The 21,434-nt window shown below is 72.8% G+C and carries 17 protein-coding genes; 7 read left to right on the plus strand and 10 right to left on the minus strand.

The genetic code is table 11. The features are described 5' to 3' along the window. The first annotated feature begins 10 nt into the window (after window positions 1-10). Window positions 11-577, plus strand: coding sequence for a flavin reductase (locus ACFV9T_RS07040; protein ID WP_385437242.1), 567 nt, complete (start codon window positions 11-13; stop codon window positions 575-577). Window positions 578-654: 77 nt separating this feature from the next. Here the strand turns inward: ACFV9T_RS07040 and ACFV9T_RS07045 are convergent, their stop codons facing one another. Continuing rightward, complete coding sequence (locus ACFV9T_RS07045; protein ID WP_385437243.1) at window positions 655-1,539, minus strand: helix-turn-helix domain-containing protein; 885 nt, start codon at window positions 1,537-1,539, stop codon at window positions 655-657. Between the two features lie 108 nt (window positions 1,540-1,647). On the opposite strand from ACFV9T_RS07045, the gene ACFV9T_RS07050 reads away from it, so the two are divergent. From ACFV9T_RS07050 to ACFV9T_RS07065, 4 genes are read left to right on the plus strand one after another with little or no spacing between them, the layout of a single operon-like run. Next, complete coding sequence (locus ACFV9T_RS07050) at window positions 1,648-2,451, plus strand: alpha/beta fold hydrolase (RefSeq protein ID WP_385437244.1); 804 nt, start codon at window positions 1,648-1,650, stop codon at window positions 2,449-2,451. Between the two features lie 38 nt (window positions 2,452-2,489). Further along, window positions 2,490-9,818 carry an SDR family NAD(P)-dependent oxidoreductase gene (locus ACFV9T_RS07055; RefSeq protein ID WP_385437245.1) on the plus strand — a complete coding sequence of 2,443 codons (7,329 nt, stop codon included), beginning with the start codon at window positions 2,490-2,492 and terminating at the stop codon, window positions 9,816-9,818. Beyond that, entirely contained in the window at window positions 9,815-10,606 is a 792-nt protein-coding gene (locus ACFV9T_RS07060; RefSeq protein WP_385437247.1) for a thioesterase II family protein, read from the plus strand. The genes ACFV9T_RS07055 and ACFV9T_RS07060 overlap by 4 nt, the downstream gene beginning before the upstream one ends. 9 nt (window positions 10,607-10,615) lie before the next feature. Continuing rightward, entirely contained in the window at window positions 10,616-11,011 is a 396-nt protein-coding gene (locus ACFV9T_RS07065; RefSeq protein WP_385437249.1) for a GNAT family N-acetyltransferase, read from the plus strand. An 18-nt stretch (window positions 11,012-11,029) separates the two neighbouring features. Here the strand turns inward: ACFV9T_RS07065 and ACFV9T_RS07070 are convergent, their stop codons facing one another. The 9 genes from ACFV9T_RS07070 to ACFV9T_RS07110 are packed head-to-tail and all read right to left on the minus strand — an operon-like array spanning window position 11,030 to window position 19,603. Continuing rightward, the gene (locus ACFV9T_RS07070) at window positions 11,030-11,656 is read right to left on the minus strand and encodes a hypothetical protein (RefSeq protein ID WP_385437251.1); all 627 of its coding nucleotides are present in this window, start codon (window positions 11,654-11,656) and stop codon (window positions 11,030-11,032) included. Window positions 11,657-11,694: 38 nt separating this feature from the next. After that, the gene (locus tag ACFV9T_RS07075) at window positions 11,695-12,315 is read right to left on the minus strand and encodes a hypothetical protein (RefSeq protein WP_385437252.1); all 621 of its coding nucleotides are present in this window, start codon (window positions 12,313-12,315) and stop codon (window positions 11,695-11,697) included. A gap of 9 nt (window positions 12,316-12,324) precedes the next feature. Beyond that, a complete protein-coding gene (locus tag ACFV9T_RS07080; protein WP_385437254.1) occupies window positions 12,325-13,521 on the minus strand; it encodes an MFS transporter in 1,197 nt (398 codons plus the stop codon). Further along, window positions 13,518-14,750, minus strand: a complete 1,233-nt coding sequence (locus ACFV9T_RS07085) for an ATP-grasp domain-containing protein (protein WP_385437255.1) — start codon at window positions 14,748-14,750, stop codon at window positions 13,518-13,520. Before ACFV9T_RS07085 ends, ACFV9T_RS07080 begins: the two co-directional genes overlap by 4 nt. Further along, window positions 14,747-15,823 (minus strand): pyridoxal-phosphate dependent enzyme, encoded by a 1,077-nt coding sequence (locus ACFV9T_RS07090; protein WP_385437257.1) that lies wholly within the window; start codon window positions 15,821-15,823, stop codon window positions 14,747-14,749. Before ACFV9T_RS07090 ends, ACFV9T_RS07085 begins: the two co-directional genes overlap by 4 nt. Before the next feature lie 8 nt (window positions 15,824-15,831). After that, window positions 15,832-16,848, minus strand: coding sequence for an ABC transporter substrate-binding protein (locus ACFV9T_RS07095; RefSeq protein WP_385437258.1), 1,017 nt, complete (start codon window positions 16,846-16,848; stop codon window positions 15,832-15,834). Beyond that, window positions 16,845-17,678 (minus strand): ABC transporter ATP-binding protein, encoded by an 834-nt coding sequence (locus ACFV9T_RS07100; RefSeq protein WP_385437259.1) that lies wholly within the window; start codon window positions 17,676-17,678, stop codon window positions 16,845-16,847. Before ACFV9T_RS07100 ends, ACFV9T_RS07095 begins: the two co-directional genes overlap by 4 nt. Further along, a complete protein-coding gene (locus ACFV9T_RS07105; RefSeq protein ID WP_385437261.1) occupies window positions 17,679-18,773 on the minus strand; it encodes a FecCD family ABC transporter permease in 1,095 nt (364 codons plus the stop codon). Between the two features lie 38 nt (window positions 18,774-18,811). After that, entirely contained in the window at window positions 18,812-19,603 is a 792-nt protein-coding gene (locus tag ACFV9T_RS07110) for a class I SAM-dependent methyltransferase (RefSeq protein WP_385437262.1), read from the minus strand. A gap of 143 nt (window positions 19,604-19,746) precedes the next feature. Here ACFV9T_RS07110 and ACFV9T_RS07115 point away from each other — a divergent pair, with 143 nt between their 5' ends. Both ACFV9T_RS07115 and ACFV9T_RS07120 read left to right on the plus strand, forming a co-directional pair. Further along, the gene (locus tag ACFV9T_RS07115) at window positions 19,747-20,493 is read left to right on the plus strand and encodes a hypothetical protein (protein ID WP_385437264.1); all 747 of its coding nucleotides are present in this window, start codon (window positions 19,747-19,749) and stop codon (window positions 20,491-20,493) included. Between the two features lie 68 nt (window positions 20,494-20,561). Then, a complete protein-coding gene (locus ACFV9T_RS07120; RefSeq protein WP_385437266.1) occupies window positions 20,562-21,215 on the plus strand; it encodes a sigma-70 family RNA polymerase sigma factor in 654 nt (217 codons plus the stop codon). Window positions 21,216-21,434 lie beyond the last annotated feature (219 nt).

A 21,434-nucleotide genomic window follows, 5' to 3' on the forward strand; every position in this document is an offset into this window, starting at 1 on the left:
CGGCACCGCTGTGACCCCCAGTCGGATCCCCAGTCAGAACCCCAGCCAGGCCGATTTCCGGGAGGCGATGGCGCACCTCCCGGCGGCTGTCAACATCCTGACGACGGACGGCCCGAACGGCCGCTGCGGTATCACCGTGAGCGCCGTCTGCTCCGTCACCGACGACCCGCCGACCGTCCTGGTCTGCGTCAACCGGGGCAGCGCCATGCACGATGTGTTCCGGGCCAACGGCCGGGTCTGTGTGAACGTCCTCGGTGGCGAACAGCAGGACCTGGCCCTGCACTTCGCCGGTGCCACGAAGGTGTCCATGGCGGAGCGCTTCACCTGGGACATCTGGGACCCCACCCAGGAGGTCCCGGTCCTCAAGGACGCCCTGGTGACCGCGACCGGCACGATCACGCACACGGTCCCGATGGGCACCCACAGCGTGCTCTTCGCCACCATCGACCGCATCCGTACCCGGGCGGACGGCCAGAGCCTCGTCTACTTCAACCGTGCGTTCCACCGGCTCGGGCGCAGCGGGCCTGGCTCGGCCGAGCCCGACCCGGCGCCCGCAGCCGCCACCATCCGCCGGTAGCGATCTCCATGGAGATACTCCGGCCACGGATCCCGTGCAATGGGTGCTCCGGACCGCGGACCTGGTGGCGACGCGGGTCAGACGCCGCGTGCACCGGCTGTGCTGTACGCGGCGCGCCAGGCAGCCGGGGGAGTGTTGACCTGGCGTCGGAAGAACGCGGTGAAGTTGCCGACGTCCCGGAAGCCGAGGCGCCGGGCGCAACTGCGGACCGGCACATCGGTGTGGGCCAGCAGTCTCTTGGCTTCCAGCAGGATGCGCTGGTCGAGGAATTCCTTGGCGCCGGTACCGGCGGCGGCGTGCGTTGCCCGGGTGAGGGTGCGCACGTCGTAGCCGAGTGCCCGCGCGTAGTCGGCCACGTGGTGCCAGTCGGTGAAGTGCTCTTCGACGCTGGCCCGGTAGACGCGAAACACCTCGGCGCGGGGGCCGCCGGACCGTGTCGCGCCGGTTGCGGCAGGGGTGTCGGGGAGCGCGCGCAGGATCAGGGCCGCCAGCAGGTGGGAGAGCAGCGCGGGGGACGCCAGGCGTGGCGTGTGCACCGCCGCGCCGTGCTCGTGGCCGAGGTGGTCGGCCGCGAGCAGCGCGAGGGGCAGGCGTTGCCGGTCCAGCTGCCAGCACACCGGTGTGCTGGCCTCCGCGGTGGTGAAGCCGTGCAGAGCACCGGGCCGGAAGAGGATCAGCGGGCCGTCGCAGCCGTCGATGTCGCTCCAGCGGTGCACCATGCCCGGCCGGATCCACACGGCGCTGCCTTCCCCCAGCCGGTAGTCGTGAAAGTCCGCCTCATGGGCGCCGGCTCCGGAGCCGACCAGCGCGAACACATGGAAGTCGGGGCGTTGCGGCTGGACGCGACGCTGGTGGACGTCCATCGCACGCAGCGCGGCGAAGGTGAGCGTCTCCACCCCGTACGCCGATCCGACGGCGGGCAGGTAGCGCAGTTGCCGCACGGCGCCGTGTCCGTTTTCCACAAGGAATGCGTTCCTTTCCGCCAAGGGGCGGGCATGCCCCCGCCTACCGTCGGGGCTGCATCTTACGGACGGCGGGAGCCGCCTTCCGAAGCCCACAGGAAAGGCGCGATGATGACGGAAAAGACAAGGACGGTTCCCGTGGCGGGCGGGTCCCTCGATGTGCGCACGGGGGGCCACACGGGGCCGACGCTGGTGTTCGTCCACTATTGGGGCGGCTCCGCGGACACCTGGAACGGTGTGCTCGGACACCTGCCGCCCACACAGGCGACGGTCCGCTACGACCAGCGCGGCTGGGGCACCTCGCGGGCGCTGCCCGGGCCGTATCACCTCGACCAGCTCGCCGACGATCTCGCCCGGGTGGCCGGGACGCGGGTGCCGGGGCCGTTCGTCCTCGTCGGCCACTCGATGGGCGGCAAGGTGAGCCAGCTCGTCGCCGCCCGCAGGCCGTCCGGGCTGGTCGGCCTGGTGCTCGTCGCCCCCGCACCGCCGCAGCCGCCCGCCACGGTGACCGAGGAGTACCGGCAGGGCCTGTCACACGCTTACGACTCGGCCGAGACGGTGCGGCACGCCCTCGACCACGTCCTGACCGCCACACCACTGCCCGCGGCGGTGCGGGCCACCGCGGTGCGCGACAGCCTCGCCGCGGGGCCCGAGGCCCGGCAGGAGTGGCCCCTGCACAGCATCGCGCACGACATCACCCTCGCCGCGCACGACATCGAGGTCCCGGTGACGGTGCTGGCCGGGGAGAACGACCTCGTGGAGCCGCCGGGCGTCTTGCGTGACCACCTCCTGCCGCACATCCCGCACGCGACCCTGACGACGGTCCCTGACGTCGGCCATCTGCTGCCGGTGGAAGCCCCCGGAGCCGTCGCGACGGCTCTCGGGGACGGCCTGGCGGCCCTTCAGCACTGACCGATTGACCAGGAGTTTCGTGGGTAGGGGCGGAAGTGATGGCACGAAAGATGATCTCCACGCCGCCCACACCGCCCACCTCGTTCGCCCGTGAGGAGCAGTCCGGCGATATCGCCATCGTCGGGCTCAGTTGCCGGTTGCCGGGTGGCATCACGGCGCCCGAGGGGCTGTGGCCCGCACTCGCGGCCGGGCACGATCTGGTCGGTGAGATACCGGCGGACCGGTTCGACGCGCGCCGGTTCGTGGACACCGATCCACGGCGGCCGGGCAAGGCGTACTCGGCGGCGGGTGGATTCCTGGAGGACATCACCGGATTCGACGCCGCGTTCTTCGGGCTGTCGCCCCGCGAGGCGAGCCGGATGGACCCGCAGCAGCGGCTGTTGCTGGAGATGGCCAGGGAAGCCCTCGACGACGCGGGTATCGACCCGGGGACCCTCACCGGATCGGACTCCGGGGTCTACGTCGGGGTGAGCAACGCCAACTACGGCCAGCTGCAGTACGCCCGCCCGGAGGCGATCACGGCGTACACCATGGCGGGGGCGGCGCTCTGCAACACCGCCAACCGGATCTCGCACCTGTTCGACCTGCGGGGGCCGTCCATGGCGGTGGACACCGCCTGTTCCTCCTCCCTGGTCGCCCTGCACCAGGCCTGCGCACAACTGCGTGAGGGAAACGGCGGCGTGGCTCTCGCGTGCGGGATCAACCTGCTGCTGAGTCCGGGGGACTTCATCGGGTTCTCGAAGGCGTCCATGCTCTCCCGGAGCGGCCGTTGCCGCTCCTTCTCCGCGGATGCCGACGGATACGTGCGCGCCGAGGGCGGCGGGGTGGTGGTGCTCAAGCGCCTCGCCGACGCCAGGGCGGACGGGGACACCGTGCACGCCGTGGTCCTCGGCACCGGAACGGGCGCGGACGGGCGCACCCCCGGGCTCTCGCTGCCCAGCGCACAGGCCCAGGAGCAGCTGATGCGCCAGGTGCACCACCGTGCCGGGGTGCGCCCCGAGGACGTGTCGTACGTCGAGGCGCACGGCACCGGTACGCAGGCGGGCGACCCGATCGAGTGCCGGGCGCTGGGCCATGCGTTCGGCGCGGGACGGGAGACTCCGCTGCCCATCGGCTCGGTGAAGTCGAACCTGGGCCACCTGGAGTCCGGGGCGGGCATGGCCGGGCTGCTTAAGTGCGTACTGATGCTGCGCCACGGGGTGATTCCGGCGTCGCTGCACGCCGAACCGCTCAACCCCGCCATCGACTTCGCCACGCTGGGCCTGGAACCGGTGACCGCGCCACGGTCCTTGGCACCGGGGGCGCTGGCGGTCAACTCGTTCGGGTTCGGCGGGGCCAACGCACACGCCGTCCTCGGCCCGCCGCCCGTGCCCCCCGTACCCCCGTCGCCGTCGCCGGGGGTGACGTCCCTGCCGGTGGTGGTCTCGGCGGCCACTCCGCAGGCGCTCACCGAGGCGGTCACCCGTACCGCCGCCCGGCTCCGGGACACCACCGACGCGTTCTACGACATCGCCTTCACCAGCTGCCGTCGGCGCGGACACCACCGCGAACGGGCCGTCGTACTGGCGGACAGCGCCGACGGGGCCGCCGCGCTGCTGGAGACGATCGCCGAGGGCACTCCCGTGGGCGGGGGCGCGGCGGCGGCCGCGAGCCCGGGGCCGGTGGCGTTCGTGTACTCCGGCAACGGCGCCCAGTGGGCGGGCATGGGCGCGGAACTGCTGGACGCCGAACCGGTGTTCCGCGCGGCCGTCACCGAGGTGGACGCCGAACTGGCCGGGCATCTGGGCTGGTCGGTACTGGCGGAGCTGCGGTCCGCGGAGCCCGAGCTGCACCGGACGGAGATCGCCCAGCCGCTGCTGTTCGCGGTGCAGGTCGGGCTGACCGCGCTGCTGCGGGAGCGTGGCATCCGGCCCGCCGCGGTGGCGGGACACTCGGTGGGCGAAGTGGCCGCGGCACACGCCGGTGGGGCACTGGACCTGGCGGCCGCCTGTCGGGTCATCGCCGAACGCGGCCTCGCGCAGGCGGACACGGCGGGTGGCGGGCGGATGGCGGCGGTCGGGCTCTCCGCCGACGAGGCCGCCGCGCTGATCGCCGACCGGGGCCTGGGGGCGGACCTGGAGCTGGCGGGGGTGAACAGCCCCACCGATGTGACCCTGGCCGGGTCCGCCGAACAACTTTCCGCGCTCGGCGACGAGTTGCTGCGTCGCGGTGTGTTCTTCCGGGAACTGGATCTGGATTACGCCTTCCACAGCCGGTCCATGGACCCGATCCGGGACCGGCTGCACACCGGACTGGCCGGGCTGGCATCGCGGTCCGGCACCGCGGCGTTCGTCTCCACCGTCACCGGTGGCACGCTGCCGGGCACCGAGCTGGGCGCCGGATACTGGTGGCGCAACATCCGGGAGCCGGTGCTGTTCGGCCCCGCCGTCACCACGCTGGTGGCCGAGCACGGCTGCGGCACGATCGTGGAGATCGGCCCCCATCCGGTGCTGCTCGGCTATCTGCGCAGGCAGTGCGCCACCGCGGACCGGCCGGTGACCACGGTCGGCTCGCTGTTCCGCGCGTCGGCCGGTGCGGCCGCGGTACGGACCACCTGCGCGGCCGTGCTCGCGGCCGGGGCCGACGCCGACTGGGACGCTTGGTTCCCGGTGCGCGGCCGGGTCGTACCGCTGCCCGCCTACCCCTGGCAGCGGGAACACCATGTCAACGGCGACCCCACCTGGTGGTCGGCGGGACCGGGCGCCGGGGAGGATTCGGGACACCCGCTGCTCGGCGACCGGCTGCCGAGCGTGGAACCCACCTGGCAGACACGGGTCGAGCCGTCGCGGCACGGCTGGATCGGCGACCACCGGGTCAGCGGGGCGGTGGTGATGCCGGGCGCCGCGTATCTGGAGATGGCGCTCGCGGCTGGTCGTCGAACCGGCCACGAGGGGCCGGTCGAGGTCACCGGCCTGGACATCGGCAAAGCGCTCGTCCTGCCGTGGGACGACCCGGACATGGACGTCACCGTGCAGACCTCCCTCTCCGGCGAGGTGGCCCGGATGGCCTCCCGCCGGGGCGGTGAGGACTGGCAGGAACACGCCCGGGGGCGGGTGCGCCGACTGCACACCGGGCCACCGGCGCCGCTGGACGTGGTCGCCCTCCGCGAGGCCGCTCGGACCGAGGTCTCCGGGGAACGCCACTACGCGCGGATGCGGCAGGTCGAGCTGGCGTACGGGGAGGCGTTCCGCGGTGTCCAACGGCTCGCCGTGGCCGATGACACGGTGCTCGCCGACTACGCCAACCCCTCGGGGGTACGGGAGTTCGCCGCCCACCCGGCCCTGATCGACGCCACGCTGCAGTCCATCGGGGCGTTGCTCCCGCACGCCGAGAACGGGCAGGTCCACCAGTTCCTGCCCGCCGCGCTGGAGCGGGTCCGGTTCTGGCGGACCCCCGCCGACCGGGGCGTGGCCCTGATCCGGGCGCGCGATCTGTCGCTGCGCGAGGCGGTGGTGGACATCACCGTCGCGGATCCGGATGGCACCGTGGCCATGGAGTTGCACGGTGTCCGGGTAGGCCGGAACAAGGGCGCGGCGAACGGAGTCGACTGCGTCGTCAGCACGCTGCGGGCCGCCCCGCTTCCCGGCGCCACCGGCCCGGCCGGGCTGCCGACGGCCACCGCGCTCGCCGCCGCGCGGGCAGCCGAGGTGGCGGCGCTGACCGTGGCGTTCCGCCACTACGACATCCGCGCCTTCGTCCGCCGCGTCACCCACCTGACCGGCCACTTCGTGGTGGCCGCGCTCGCTGAACTGGAGGCGAAGGGCGCGCGGCCGGCCAACCGGCCGCTGTACGAGAAGCTGCGGGCGCTCGCCGAGCGGGAAGGTGTGCTCGACCGGGCCCCGGAACCCGACCGGCTCCTGGCCGACCTGCTGCGGGACTTCCCCGGCATGGCGCCGGAGCTGCTGCTGTACGCGCGGTGCGGTCCGCAGCTGGCCGGGGTGCTCACCGGAGACGTGGATCCGGTGCGGTTGCTGTTCTCGGATACCGAGCGCCTCGCCGAACTGCACTACACGACCTCCCTGGCGCACCAGTACCTGAACCGGACGGCCAGGGAACTGCTCACCGAACTGGTCGAGGCGTGGCCCAAGGACCGGCCGCTGCGGATCCTGGAGGTCGGCGCCGGTACCGGGTCCACCACCGCCTGGCTGCTGCCCCGGCTGCCCGCCGACCGCGCCAGTTACGTCTACACGGACATCTCCAGCGCGTTCTTCCCCCGGGCCCGCCACCGGTTCGCCGACCACCGGTTCCTCGACTACCGGACGCTGGACCTGGACCGGGACCCCGCCGAACAGGGCTTCACCGCCGCCTCCTTCGACCTGGTCATCGCCGCCAACGTCCTGCACGCCACCACCGATGTGCGCCGGGCCCTCGGCCATGTCGCCGAACTCCTCGACAGCGGCGGGCGGTTGCTCGCCACCGAGTTTCACGACAACGACCTCTTCGCCCCCTGCTACGGGCTGCTCACCTCGGCGGCCGAGTTCACCGACACGGACCTGCGCGAGGACACGCTGCTCGCCCGTGAGCAGTGGCCCGAGGTGCTGCGCTCCACCGGGTTCGCCGACGTCGTGCAGCTCGGTGAGGAGCCCATCTGCTCGGTGCTCTTCGCCGACCGGGACGAACGCGAACAGCCCGCGCCGACGCCCGAGGCCGCCGCGCCCACCACACCCGGCCACTTCCTGGTGGCGACGGACGGCCTCGACGACCTGCCCGCAGCCGTCGCGGCGCGGCTGCGCGATCTGGGGTGCTCGGTGAGCCATGTCGACGCCTCGGGGGACCCCGCGCGATGGGGCGCCGCGCTGAACGACACCGAGGAGAGCACCGGGATCCTGGTCATGCTCGGGGAGGGGGCCGGGGAGGGCACCGGAGCGGATGACACCGGCCTGGTGGTCCGGCAGGCGGCGATCCTGAGGGCGATGGTCACCGCCTGCCAGACGCTGCCCGAGAGCCGTGAGGTGCGCGCCTGGGTACTGACGCCCGGTGCGCACACCGCGGTCCCCGAACGCCCCGCCCCGGCCGCCGCCTGGGCCCAGGCGCGTACCCTGACCAGCGAAAACCCCCTGCTGAAGGTCCGCAGGGTCGCGGTGGCCCCCGGTGCGACCGCGGCACACGTCTGCGCGGAGCTGCTCGCCGACACCGAGGAGGACGAGGTCGTGCTCACCGCGGGCGGGCGCTTCGCACCGCGGATCACCCAGCGCACGCCCGCCACCCGCACCGTCCGCCCCTTCGCCCTGGCCGTGGCGGACGACGGACCGGCGTGGACGGCCGTGGCCGAGCCCGAACCAGGCCCCGGAGAGGTGGTCATCGAGGTGCGGGCGGCGGCGCTCAACTACGCCGACATCATGGTCTCCCGGGGACTGGTGCCGCCCATGGCCGAGACACCGGACACCGGAACCCCGCTGCTGGGCCTCGAATGCGCCGGAGTGGTGATCCGCGTCGGTGCCGGTGTGACCGACCGGGCCGTGGGCGACCGGGTGATGGTCGCGCAATCCGGCAGCCTCACCACGCAGGTGCGCTGCCGGGCCGGGCTCACCGTTCCGATCCCCGAGGGCATGCCGTTCACCGAGGCGGCGACCATCCCGACGGTCTTCGCCACGGTGCACTACGGCCTCGACTACCTGGCCCGGCTCCGCCAGGGCGAGACGATCCTCGTACACGGCGCCGCCGGTGGCGTGGGCCTGGCCGCGCTGCGATACGCCGAACACGTCGGGGCCACCGTCATCGCCACCGCGGGCACCCCCGCCAAACGGCAGCTGCTGCGCCTGCTCGGCTACGAACACGTACTGGACTCCCGCGGACTCGGCTTCGCCGATGAGGTCCGCGAGATCACCGAGGGCCGCGGGGTGGACGTGGTGCTCAACTCGGTGGCGGGGGAGGCGCTGGGCCGTGGCATGGAGTTGCTGCGGCCGCACGGCCGGTTCGTGGAGCTGGGGAAGCGCGACATCCTCGCCGACAACGCGCTCGCCCTGCGGCCGTTCTCCCGCGACCTCTCCTTCTTCGGGGTCGACCTCACCAGTCTGCTCCAGGGCGACGGCCCGGTGGCCGGGCAGATGATCGCCGAACTGGCCGAGCGCGTGGCGTCCGGGGTGTACCGGCCGCTGCCGCATCTCACCTACCCGGCGCACCAGATCGCCGACGCCATGGCGCTCCTGCGGGACTCCCGGCACATCGGCAAGATCGTCATCACGCTCGACCCCGCCGAGCCGGTGCCCGTACGGGTTCCGCGGCCGCCCATGGCACTGGATCCGGCGGCCACGTACCTCGTCACCGGCGGGCTGGGCGGGTTCGGCGCGGCCACCGCCGTGTGGCTGGCCCGGTGCGGGGCGCGCCACTTGGCGCTGGCCTCCCGCAGTGGCGCCGCCCACCCGGAGGCCGCCGCGGTGCTCGCCCGCCTCGCCGAGGAGGGGGTGCGGGGGACCGCCTACGCTACCGATATCAGCGACCCCGGGGCCGTCCGGGAGCTGGTGGCCGCCATCGACGCCACCGGCCCTCCGCTGCGGGGCGTCATCAACGCCGCCATGGTGCTCGACGACGTCCTCGACGACGCCACCGCGGTGGAACTGGACGATGAGCGCACCCGCGCGGTGGTGAGCCCGAAACTCGACGGGACGTCACATCTGGACCGGCTCACCCGTGACCGGCCACTCGACTTCTTCGTCTTCTACAGCTCCATCTCCGCCCTCGCCGGAAACCTCCGGCAGAGCACCTACGCCGCGGGCAACCTGGCAGGCGAGGCGATCATCCGGCAGCGCCGGGCCGCGGGGCTGCCCGCACTCGCCGTGCAGTGGTGCGCCATCTCCGACACCGGCTACGCCGACCGGGCGGGCATGGTCGACACCATGCGGCAGGCCGGTTTCGGTGAACTCGATTCCACGACCGCCACCCGGGCCCTCGGTGAGCTGATCACCGATCCCGATGTGGACGTCATCATGGTGGGGAACACGGACTGGGCGCAGACCGCGAAGCTCCTCCCCGCCGTCGCCGCCCCGCGCTTCACCGACCTGCTGCTCGCGCCGGACGCCGATCCCCGTGACACCGACCGGAACATCCCGGAGCTGGTGCGCTCGGCTTCCGAGCCGGAGGCGCTGGGCATCGTCACCGAGGTGCTGGTCTCGGCGCTGGCCACGGTGCTGCAGACCACCCCGGAGCGGATCGACCCGGACACCCGGCTCGACCAGCTCGGCCTGGAGTCGCTGATGGCGGCCGAGCTGAGTTCCGTGCTGCAGCGCAGGCTGGACTGCGTCGTCCCGACGATGGAACTGGCCACCGCGGCCGGTGTCCGGCAGCTCGCCCCACGCCTGCTCGGGCGGGTCAGGAGGGGCGCCGCATGACCCCGCCCCCGCCGTTCCCCGCCCCACGGCTCAACCGGCTCACCGAACGGCAGACCGCGCGGATCCGGCTCTACTGCGTGCCGCCGTCCGGCACCGGGTCGGAGTTCTTCCTGCCCTGGGTCGCCGCGTTCTCCGAACTCTTCGACCTGGCCGCCGTCGACCTGCCGGGCCGCGGCACCCGCGCCGTGGAACCGTCGATCACCGATGTCGGCTGGGCGGCCACCGGCATCGCGGAGGCCATCGCCACGGACCTCAGCCACCGGCCACCCGCCGACGGCTTCTACGCCGTCTTCGGCCACAGCTTCGGAGCGCTGCTCGCCTACGAGGCCACCCACCGGCTCCGCGCGGTGGCGCACACCGAACCCGACCTGCTCGCGCTGTCCGCCGTCCCGCCACCTAGTCGCGATGGCCTCGACGACCACATCGCGCGCAACCTCGGCTCCGGGATCGCCGCCATCACCGAAGTCATGGGCTGGGAGCAGCCCACCACCGACGACGCGCTCACTCGCACCGTCTACACCCCGTTCCTCGCGGACGCGGTGGCCCTGCTGCAACACACCCGGCAGCCACGCCCCCCGCTGCGCGCGCGGCTGAGCGTCTTCGGCGGCCTCGACGACCCGATGGTCGGCCCCGGGACACTGCACGAATGGAGCACCCACACAACGGCCGACACCCGAGTCCACCACTTCCCCGGCGGCCACCACTACGTACGCTCCCAAGCCCCCGAGGTGGCCGACCGCCTCACGGACGACCTGCTGTCCGCGTACCGGAGTCCGGCTGGACACTAGGATCCAGGCGTGACGATCCGGTACGAGTGGCGAGGCGACATCGACAACGCCTCCCTCAACGCGCTGCACGCCGACGGTTTCGGCTCCCCGGTCGGTCGGACCGACTGGAGAGCCCGCCTTGAACGTCACAGCCTCGGCTGGGTCTGCGCGCGGGAAGACGCATCTCTGATCGGCTTCGTCAACGTCGCCTGGGACGGCGGAGCCCACGCCTTCCTCCTCGACACGGTGGTCGCCCGCCACCGCCGTTCGAGAGGAATCGGAGCCGCCCTCGTCGCGGCCGCGGCCAAGGAGGCCCGCGCCGCGAAGTGCGAGTGGCTGCACGTCGACTTCGAGGAGCACCTGCGCTCGTTCTACGTCGACGCCTGCGGCTTCAGGGAGTCGGGGGCGGGCCTGATCGCCCTCTGACGAAGACGGATCGCGGGCTCACTCCGGCAGGCCGATCAGGCCCCAGCCGTGGCGGGCGGCCTCCGTTACGACGTCGCCCCATTCGCGGATGAGGACGCTGAACGCCTCGTAGGTGTCCGGGCGTCCGGCCCAGCCCTCGCACTCCGCGGCGAAGGGGCCGCGCAGCTTCTCCAGACGCGGCGCCGCCCGCTCCCAGGCGAGGGCCTTGGCGCGCGTCACCTCTGGCGGGCAGACGAGGAGCAGGTTGCGCCGCCAGCGGTCGGTGGCGGGCGGGAAGAAGCCCCCACCGCCGGTCAGCATGGGGTCCTCGTCCGGGTCCTCGTCCCAGATCAGGCCGTTGAGGAAGTGGTCCATCACCTCGCGCAGCGAGGCGTCGGCGAGCGCCCGCATGTCGTCCCACGCATCACCTGCGCGACTGTGCCACCCGTAGGAGCCGGTGGTGCAGAAGAAGCGGTACTCGGCACACCACGCTGCCCCCTGTCCCGGCGGCCAGACCCACCCGTCGCCCGCGCCGTCCGCGCTGTCGAGGCCGCCGTCGAGACCGGTCGGCCAGAGGGCGTCGTCCAGCGCCGCGATGCGCTCCTCGACGGGCAACGCGCGGAGCCGTTCCCAGTCGGCCATGACCACGGTGAGATCCAGTCCCATGGCGGCAGCCTACGCAGCGGCAGGTGTCGGCGGCGGGATCAGGTTTTGGGGCGGATGTGGATGGCCGCGCGGTCGTAGGCGCCGTATGTGATCAGGTCCTCGGCCGTGAGCAGTGCCACCCAGGAGTTGCCGCGCTCCCACGCCAGGTACTTGTGCACGGTCTCCTCGTCGTCGGGGAGCTGGTACGTGCCCTCGGGGAGCGGGGGGCCCAGGCGGGTGGTGAGTAGGTCGGATACCCGTTGGTACTGGGCCTCGAAGTCCTCGGCCGTGGCCTCGGGGGTCACGTCCCGGCGGCTGTGGAAGGGGCCGAACTCGTTGTCCCATTCCTTGGGGTCCACCGGGTCGGTGAAGTACGCGAAGGGGTGTTCGACGAAGCAGCCCGTGCGGCAGTCGGAGTGGGCGCAGACCACGGTGGGGTCCGGGTCGCGGCGGCATCCGGGGGGTTCACCGAGCAGGAGCCACCAGTCGTCCACGCCTTCCTCGCCACTGATCCACCAGGGCTCTTCCCAGGCCACGCCCGGCTCGTCGGGGTCCTCGCCCGCACACCAGCCGTTGCGTGCGAAGGCGTCCTCGTAGGCCTGTCGGCTCCAGGGCAGGTCCGCGAGTTCGATCACGCGGTCCAGTAGGGCATCGCCGAAGGGCAGCAGTTGCATGGCCATAGAAGGACGCTATCGGACGCGCCGGGCGCGCAGGAGCGTGGTCAGCAGTGGCGGCAGCAGTACGCACTGCACCGCCACCGCGGCCCAGAACAGACCGGCGTGGTCGGCCCGTTCGGCCACCTGGTAGCCCTCGCCGCCCGCGACGCCGCTGGCGAACGCGCCGATTCCGGCCGCGAGGCGCTGGCGGCCGAAGACCACGGCGGGGGAGCGGGGCGAGCGGGCGAGGGCTTCGAGGTCGTTCTTGAGGAAGAGGATGACCTCGGCGCAGCAGATGAGCAGGGCCCCGGCCAGGATCGCGGCGTGGCTGCCGAGACCGAGCGTGGCCATGCCGGTGGCCATCGCGGCGAAGCCGATCCGCAGGGCGCGGCCGTACGGCAGACGGGCGATCCAGCCCGAGGCGAGGGGCTGCGCCACCACGAGGAGCAGGGCGTAGAGCGCGAGGACGAGGCCGTAGTACGTGGCGGACGTCCGGGGCACGGCGTAGAGGGCGAGGTAGTGCTGGAAGAACATGAACAGGTACAGGCTCAGCACGGTGGCCGCGAACGGCAGGGCACCGTGTCGGGTGGCGCCGGGTCGGGTGGTGTTCTCCTCGGTCTCCTCATGCTCCGGTCCGACCGGGGTGGGCTCGGTGACTTCGGCGGGCAGCAGCGCGTGGCCCACCGTGATGGCCGCGAAGAGCACGGCGACGGCGGTGAAGAGCCCGGCCGAGGAGCTGAGCACGAAGGGCGCGGCGGCCAGCGGCCCCAGCGCGATACCGGCGTTGAGCGCGGAGCCGCTCGCGGACAGCAGCAGGGGGCGCCGGGCCTCCTCGACACCGTGCACCAGATACGCCTTGTTCGCCGGGAGGTAGAGCGCCGCGCCGCAGGAGACGAGGAAGAGCGCGGCGACGGCCACGTACGCGTGGCGCAGCCCGGGCAGGAAGGCCGCGAAGCCCACGGTACGGATCACCAGGGCCAGCAGCATGGTGCGCCGCAACCCGAGGCGTTCGGCGGCGGCGCCGCCCACCACCCCGCCGGAGAACTGCACCAGCGAGGCGGTGGCGAGCACCACGCCGACCGCGCCGAGCCCCATGCCCAGCCGCTCGTGGAGCAGTACGGACATGAAGGGCAGCACGGCGAAGCTGCCCAGCGGGATGAGGAACGACCCGGCCAGCAGGAACCGTTGCGGGCCGGTGAAGCCCGCCAGACGGCCGGAGCGCGTGCTCACGGCCGGTGGCCGTCGGCGATGAGCGGCCGTACGCTTCCGGCGGCGCTGAGCGCGCGGTGCAGGGCGAGTTCGGCGGTGGCGGCCTCGGCCAGCACGATGCCGGTGCAGCCACGCTGGTCGGCCAGGTGCTCGACGCGGTCCCCGGGGGCGGCGGTGGGATACCACTCGGGCGCGCCGGGGAAGGTGGCCAGGGTGTCCAGCCCGGACCAACCGGTGAGCGTGCCGGGCCGGTCGGGGTAGCGGAGGACGAAGGCCGTGGCGGGACCGGCGGGGGCCGGGGCGTCGAGGAGAGCGGGGCGCCGCCCGAGGGCGACGTCGACCATGGCCTCGTACACGTTGGTGTCCAGGGCGCGGCACAGGGCCTCGCCGACGAGCGCGCCACCGATCCGCCGGTTGATCTCCACCAGCTCCGGGCCCTCGGTGGTCAGCACGAATTCCACATGGGCGAAGCCGCTGTCGTGTCCGGCCGTGGCGAGGACCCGGCCCACCCAGTCGTGGATCAGGATGTGCGGGGACGAGGGCAGGGCGACGGGGAACGCGGCGGCCTCCTCGCGCACGGCGGGCTCGGGCGAGAGCTGGCGGCTGAGGACGCCCAGCAGCCGGGTGCGCCCCGCCCAGCTCAGGGTTTCCGCGCTGTAGACGGGCCCGGCGAGGAACGGTTCGGCGAACAGGCCGCCCTTGAAGGCCTGTTGCCCCGCTTCGGCGAGCGCGGCGCGCAGCTGGTGTTCGTCGCGTACGACCCATACGTTGCGGGAGGAGGTGCCCGCGGAGTCCTTGAGGACGGCGGGCAGGCCCGTCCCGCGTATCACCTCGGCGGCCGCGTCGGGATCGGTGGCGGTGACGGCCGCGGCGCGGCCACGGCTCAGTCCGTGGTCGTGGAGGAGGTCGCGTACGCGGTGCTTGTCGCGCAGCAGACGTACGGAGGCCGGGTCGGGGCCGGGCAGGCCGAACCGGGCGGCGAGGTCGGCGCCCGGCACGCTCCAGGTGTCCGTGGAGTTGATGAGTCCACGCAGGTCGGGCAGCGTGGTCAGGACCTTGGCGCATGCCTCCTCGTCCCCGGTGTCGACATCGACGATGTCGAGCGCGGCGCCGGGCGGTAGATGGGCCAGCTCATGGTGGTAGACGTGGCGGTCCCGGGTGAGGAGGGCCAGCCGGTGTCCGGCGTCCGTGGCCGCTTCCACCAGCCGTCCCAGGCCGAAGGTGAGGGCTTCCAGGGCGGCGATGGTCACGACGCGCTCTCCTCCTTGGTGAGTGTCCGGGTGACGTCGTAGGGGCGCCGTCGCCAGTCCATGACCGACCAGGGCATGGCGAGGTCGGCGAGCGTGGCGATCTGCCGTGGCCACAACATGGCGGGGTCCGGTGCCTCGCGGTGGCGCGTGAACACCTTCTCGGCGTACCGGTGTCCGGTGTCCGCGCCGATGACCAGGTGGGTGCGCTCGGGGTGGCGTACGGCCTCCCAGCCCGCCACGAGGTGGGCCGCGCCGGTGGACAGCCCCGCGAACACCGCGTGGTCGCGCAGCAGGCCGACGGCGCCCGCCATGGCGTGGCGGAAGTCGACCCAGTGCAGGGTGTCGTAGAGGTGGTGGCGGACGTTGTCGAAGGGGATGGAACTGCCGATGCCCGCGATGATCGCCTCGGGGTCCTGGAAGGCCTCGCTGCCGAAGGTGACACTGCCGAAGGGCTGCACGCCCAGCAGCGCGACCTCGCGGCCCCGCTCCCGCAGCGGCTGGACCAGTCCGCCGGTGGAGGCGCCGGTGCCCACGGCTCCGACCACCGTGAGCAGCGCGCCGGGGAGCGCGTCGTCGATGAGATCCGCGAGTTCCCGGTATCCGGCGTAGTGCACGGTGTCGTGGTACTGGCGCATCCAGTGCATACCGGGCCGCTCGGCGATGAGCTGCCGTACGCGGCGCACTCGCCGCTCCTGGTCCAGCCTCAGGTCCGCCGAGGGCGGCATCTGGTCCACGGTGGCGCCGAGGATTTCCAACTGGGCGCGCATGGTGGCGTCGACGGTGGTGGAGGCCACGATGTGGCAGTGCAGTCCGTAGCGGTGGCAGGCCATGGCGAGCGCCAGCGCGTAGATGCCGCTGGAGCTGTCCACGAGGGTCTGACCGGGGGCGATGGTGCCGCGCTCCAGCAGGGTGCGGACGGCGCCGAGCGCGGCGTAGATCTTCATCGTCTCGAAGCGGGCGAGGACGATGTTGTCGCTCAGCCGGAGCAGGTCGGGGGCCTTCATGGCGTCGGTGATGTGCTGATGGACGACGGTGGCGGCCGTCGGGGCGGCTTCGGTGTGCAGCGGTGTCATCGGCGCGGTCACCGCCCCACCGAGCGCAGATAGCGGCCCAGGTCTTCGGCGCCCTTGACGTTGCGCGGCCCGCTGACGGCGTCGCCGTACGACATGACGAAGAAGCGCCCGTTCTTCACCGCCGGGACGGATCGCAGCGCGGGCAGCGACTTCAGGTACTTGATCTTGTCCTTCGCGGGCTGGTCCGCGTAGTCGACCACGACGATCACCTCGGGCTTGGCCTTGACCACGGGCTCCCACCCCACGCTCGTCCACCCCTTGTCGAGGCCGTCGAGGACGTTGCGGCCACCGGCGGCGCGGATGATGTCGTTGGGGGCTGCGTGGCGTCCCGCCGTGAACGGCTGGTCGGTGCCCGAGTCGTAGACGAACACCTTGGCGGGGTCGCCCTTCGTCGGCCAGGTCTTCTTCAGCGCCGCGACGCGGTGCTTGAGACCGCTGACGAGCCGGTCGGCCCGCCGCTCGACGCCGAAGATCCGGCCCAGGTTGTCCAGGTCGGTGTAGAGCGCTTCCAGCGGTGTGACGTCCAGCTTCTCGCCGCCGTAGTCCCAGCAGGTCTCGGTGTGCACGTACGAGGCGATGTCCACCTTCTTGAGGAGGGCGGGGGTGATGCCCCGGTCCTCGCCGAAGCCGGAGTTCCAACCGGCCAGCACCCAGTCGGCCTTGGCGTCGATGACGATCTCGCGGGTGATGCGCTCGTTGCCCAGTCGGTCGACTTCTCCGTAGTCGCCGCGCCAGGGGGATCCGGCGATCGCGGGGTCGCCGAGCTTGTTCATGACGTAGCCGCGCATCCGGTCCGCCAGCCCCAGGGAGAACATCTTCTCGGCGCCGCTGACGTCGTAGGCCACCGCCCGCTCGGGGCGGGTGTACGTGACCTTCTCGCCGCAGTTGGAGACGGTGACCCGCGTGGGCTCGCCGTCCTTGGCCGTGGATTCGACGTCGGCGCCGCAGCCGGTCGTGGTCGCCAGCAGCCCGGCCGCGAGGAGCCCGGCGGCCAGGGCGCGGGGGGAGCGCGGGGATCTGATCACGAGCGTGTTCCTTCCGGAAGGGCATCGGCGGGTGTGGCGTCGCCCGGTGAGGTCGAGGTGTCCGTGGGCACGAGGTCGTACAGCAACTGCGGGACCCCGGTGCGCGGATGGGGTACGACGGTGGCGGCGACGCCGAACACCTTCCGCACCAGGCCGGGCGTCAGGACATCGGCCGGAGGCCCGTCCGCGACGAGGGTGCCGTGGCTCAGCACCGCCACGCGGTGGCACACGGCGGCGGCCAGGTTCAGGTCGTGCAGCGCGGTCAGGACGGTCAGCCCGGAGCCGCGCAGGAACGACAGCAGCCCCACCTGGTGGCGGATGTCGAGGTGGTTGGTGGGTTCGTCCAGCACCAGAACACGCGGCTCCTGCACCAGGGCCCGGGCGACGAGCACACGCTGACGTTCCCCGCCGGAGAGGGTCAGCACGCTGCGGTCGGCGAGGTGTCCGATGTCCATGCGGTCCATCGCCTCGTGGCACAGCTCGCGTTCCCCCGGGGTCAGCGGCCGGTTGCCGCGCGAGTGCGGGGCGCGGCCCAGGGCCACCACCTCGCCTGCCGTGAAGTCGAGTTCGGACCGGCTCTCCTGGGTCAGCGCGGCGATCTGCCGGGCGCTGTCGCGCAGCGAGAGCGTGGCCAGGTCCGTGCCGTCCAGCAGCACCGCGCCGGAGGTCGGCTTCAGGGCCCGGTACACGCAGCGCAGTGCGGTCGACTTGCCGCTGCCGTTGGGCCCGACCAGGCCGACCACCTCGCCCTCCGCCACCTCAAGCGCCAGCCGGTCGACCAGGGCGCGACCGCCCGCCTCGACCGACATGGCACGCAGACACAAAGACATCTACCGGCCTCCGAACTGGTAGCCCCGCCGCCGCATCAGCGTGATGAACACCGGCACCCCGATCAGCGCGGTGATCACCCCGAGTGGCAGTTCCTCCGGGGCGAACGCGGTACGGGCCAGCAGGTCGACCCAGACCATGAAGCAGGCCCCGGCGAGCGGGGCGACCGCCAGCACCCGGCGGTGGGTGGCGCCGACCAGGATGCGTACGACATGGGGGAGCACCAGCCCGACGAAGGCGATCGCCCCGCTCACCGCCACGATCAGCCCCGTGACGGCGGCGGTGAGCACGAACAGCGCCCGCCGCAGCCGCTCGGCGTCCACCCCCAGACTGGCCGCGGTCTCGTCCCCCATCGACAGCACATCCAGCGACCGGCTCTGCCGCAGCAGCACCACGACCATGACCAGGACCCCGGCGGCCGCCAGCGGCAGCGACTCCCACGACGCCGACCCGAGGCTCCCCAGCAGCCAGAACAGCACGGTGCGGGCGGCCTGCCCGTTGGGGGAGAGGAAGACCAGCACGCTCATCAGGGCCTGAAAGCCGTACCCCAGCGCGACACCGGTCAGCACCAGCCGCAGCGGGGTCAGCCCCAGCGGTGTGCGCGCCGCCACGTACACCAGCACCGTGGCGCCGAGCGCCCCGAGGAACGCCGCCGCCGACAGCGCGTACACCCCCAGCGAGGCGAACACCCCGAAGACGACGACGGCCGTGGCGCCGACCGAGGCGCCCGACGAGATGCCCAGGACGAACGGATCGGCGAGCGCGTTGCGCACCAGCGCCTGCACGGCGACGCCCACGACGGCGAGCCCCGCCCCGACCACGCAGGCCAGCAGGACGCGTGGCGTGCGCACCTCCCACACCACGGCGTACCCGGTCGCGTCCGCCGCGTCGATGGTGCCCCCGGTGACGGCGGCCACGAGGAAGCGCAGGACGTCCCCGGGCGGGACGACCGTGGGGCCGAGGGCGATACCGGCCAGCACGGAGACCACGAGGACGACGGAGAGCACCGCGAGCATGGTCGGCAACCGGCCGCGCCCGTCCCGGGTGGCGGATGCCGCGTGCTCCGATCTGGCGGTGTCCTGTGCGGTGTTGGCCATGGAACCTTCCTCAAGGGCGGCCCAGCACCGCCGTCTCCTCAGTGGTCGGCCGCCGGGGCGTCGGAGTTCCCGGAACCTGCTGAATTGTTCAGCGGGCGGGTGCCGCGCACGATGAGCCGCCGCGCGTGCTGGTCGTACGGAGCGCCGTCGAAATCGCCGTAACACTCCACGTCCGTGAAGCCCGCCTGCTCGAACAGCGCCCGCAGCTCGGTCGCGCTGTAGAGGAACGAGGTGATCGACGCCTCCCGCGCCGTGCCGCCCCGTACCAGCGTCCAGTCGGTGCGCAACCGCGCCCAGTCGTCGAGGATGGTGTCGCGCTGCACCACGTACGCGCCGCCCTCCAGCTCGACCAGCTGGGGACGGCCGATCCACCCGGCGAGCACTTCCTTGCCCATGACGTCGATCAGCAACGTTCCGCCCGGCACCAGCGAGTCATGGGCGTTGCGCAGCACCCGGAGGTTGTCGCCCGGGTCGTCGAAGTAGCCGAACGAGGTGAAGACGTTGAGTACGACGTCGTACGACTCCGGCTCGATGTGCTCCAGCATGTCCGCGCGCACCAGCCGGACGTCGGCTCCGGCCTCGGCGCAGACGGCCCGCGCCCGCTCCAGCAGGGCCGGGCTGAGGTCGACGCCGGTCACCGCGTAGCCGCGCCGCGCCAGTGGCACTAGATAGACCCCCGGGCCGCAGCACAGATCCAGCACCCGGGCCCCGGCCGGGAAGGCCAGGAGCGGTGATGTCGCCACGATGTCCGCTGTTTCGGCGCGTCTGCGCCCGGAGAACATGGTCTCCGAGAATTCCGACCAGAACGCCTCGTCCTCGTACCAGTGCATGCTGCCGTGCTCCCGATTCCCGCGCCGCTGTTCCTCGCTGCCCTTCACGTCCCGGTAGTCGGATGGAAGGTGCGGCTGGTTCCCGGCATGTGCCGTGGCCCCTGCTCCGGGTCGCGAATCCCGGATGCGACCATGAGGCGGTCATGAGAGCTGGCCAGGGTCTTCGAACGGTACGAGCCGCGGTGTTCGCGGCCGTCTGTGTGCCGCTCGCTGCCCTGGGCCACGCCATGATGTCCGGCACCGGAGTCCCGTGGTGGTCCCTGACCGCCGCGCTCGTCGCCACCGTCGCCGCGGGCTGGTCCTGTGCGGGGCGGGAACGCGGACGGGTCTTCGTCACCGCGTTCACCGTCGGCGCCCAACTCGCCCTGCACTCCTTCTTCTCGCTCGGCCAGACGACGGCCGGGGCCGCGTCGTCCGGCGGAGGTTCCTTCGCCCGGCAATGGGCGGGTGAGCTGCTGTGCGGCCCCGTCCGCGCCGCGACACTGACCCCCGCGGAGGCCGAACACATCGTGCGCTCGGCGGGCCTCGGCCACCATCTGGCCCACCCGCCCCCGGGAACACACTCCATGGGGTCCATGGCGGGGACAGAGCACGCGGACATGTCCTCCATGGCGGATGGCAGCGGCGTCGGCATGATCGTGGCCCACTTGATCGCGGCGCTCGTGTGCGGCCTGTGGCTCGCGTACGGCGAACGCGCCGCGTTCCGGATCGGCCGAGCGCTGGCGGCCCGGCTGTTCGCACCGCTCCTCCTGCTGATCCGCGTCGCCGAGCCACCGCACCGGCCCCGGATCCGCGCCCGTCGCCACCCCGTCGCACACCGGCCGCGGACACTTCTTCTCGCTCACGCCATCACCACCCGGGGGCCGCCCCACGGGCCCGCTGTCGCCTGACAGCTGACGCCACCGACTTGTCACCGGGCCGCCCGAGGCTGCCCGGATTCAACGAAGGACCTCAGGTGATGACCCCTGCCCTGCCACCCGTCCTGACCGGCGCGGGCCCCGTGGAACGCCCCTCCGGGGCATACGACGACGACCCGGCCACCAGGCTGGCCCTGACCGCGCGTGACGGCGACGCCGACGCGGTCGACGAGTTCATCCGCGCGACCCGCCATGATGTGCGGCGATTCGTGACGTACCTCAGTGCCGATCCGCAGGCCGCCGACGATCTGACACAGGAGACGTATCTCCGTGTCCTGCGCAGTCTGCCGCGCTTCCAGGGCCGCTCGTCGGCGCGCACCTGGCTGCTGACCATCGCCCGCCGCGTCGTGGCGGACCGCATCCGGACCGCCGCGGCCCGGCCCCGGCTGTCCGCCACCACCGACTGGCAGTCCGCCGCCGAACGCACCCAGCCGCGCGGGCTGCCGGGCTTCGAGGAGGGCGTGGCCCTGAGCGAGTTGCTGGCCGCGCTGCCGGACGAGCGGCGCGAGGCGTTCTACCTGACGAGCGTGCTCGGCCTGCCGTACGCGGAAGCCGCCACCGTGGCCGGGTGCCCGATCGGCACCGTACGGTCGCGCGTGGCGCGGGCCCGGACGTCGCTGATCGACGCGCTGGAGAGCTGCGACCGGGAAAGCGCCGCCCGCGAGCCGGTGGCCCTGGCCCCCGCCGGGGCCTGACCACCGGCACGTCCCCGGGGCCGACAGCCGTACCGTCGGCCCCGGGGCTGGCGAATTTCCCGCGCCCCTCGCGGCCAGCGGCGCTGTGCGAGGCCGCCGATGGCCCAGGCGGCGGCCTGCGGGGCGACGCCGCCCGCGAGCAGGCCTCGCCAGCATGGCTTCGCTGACGCGCAGGGTTTCCCGGTCGCCGGGGGCCATGGCGAGCGCGGCGCGCCACGC

Origin of the sequence: Streptomyces sp. NPDC059850 (assembly GCF_042731515.1) — a bacterium.
Taxonomy (GTDB): Bacteria; Actinomycetota; Actinomycetes; order Streptomycetales; family Streptomycetaceae; genus Streptomyces.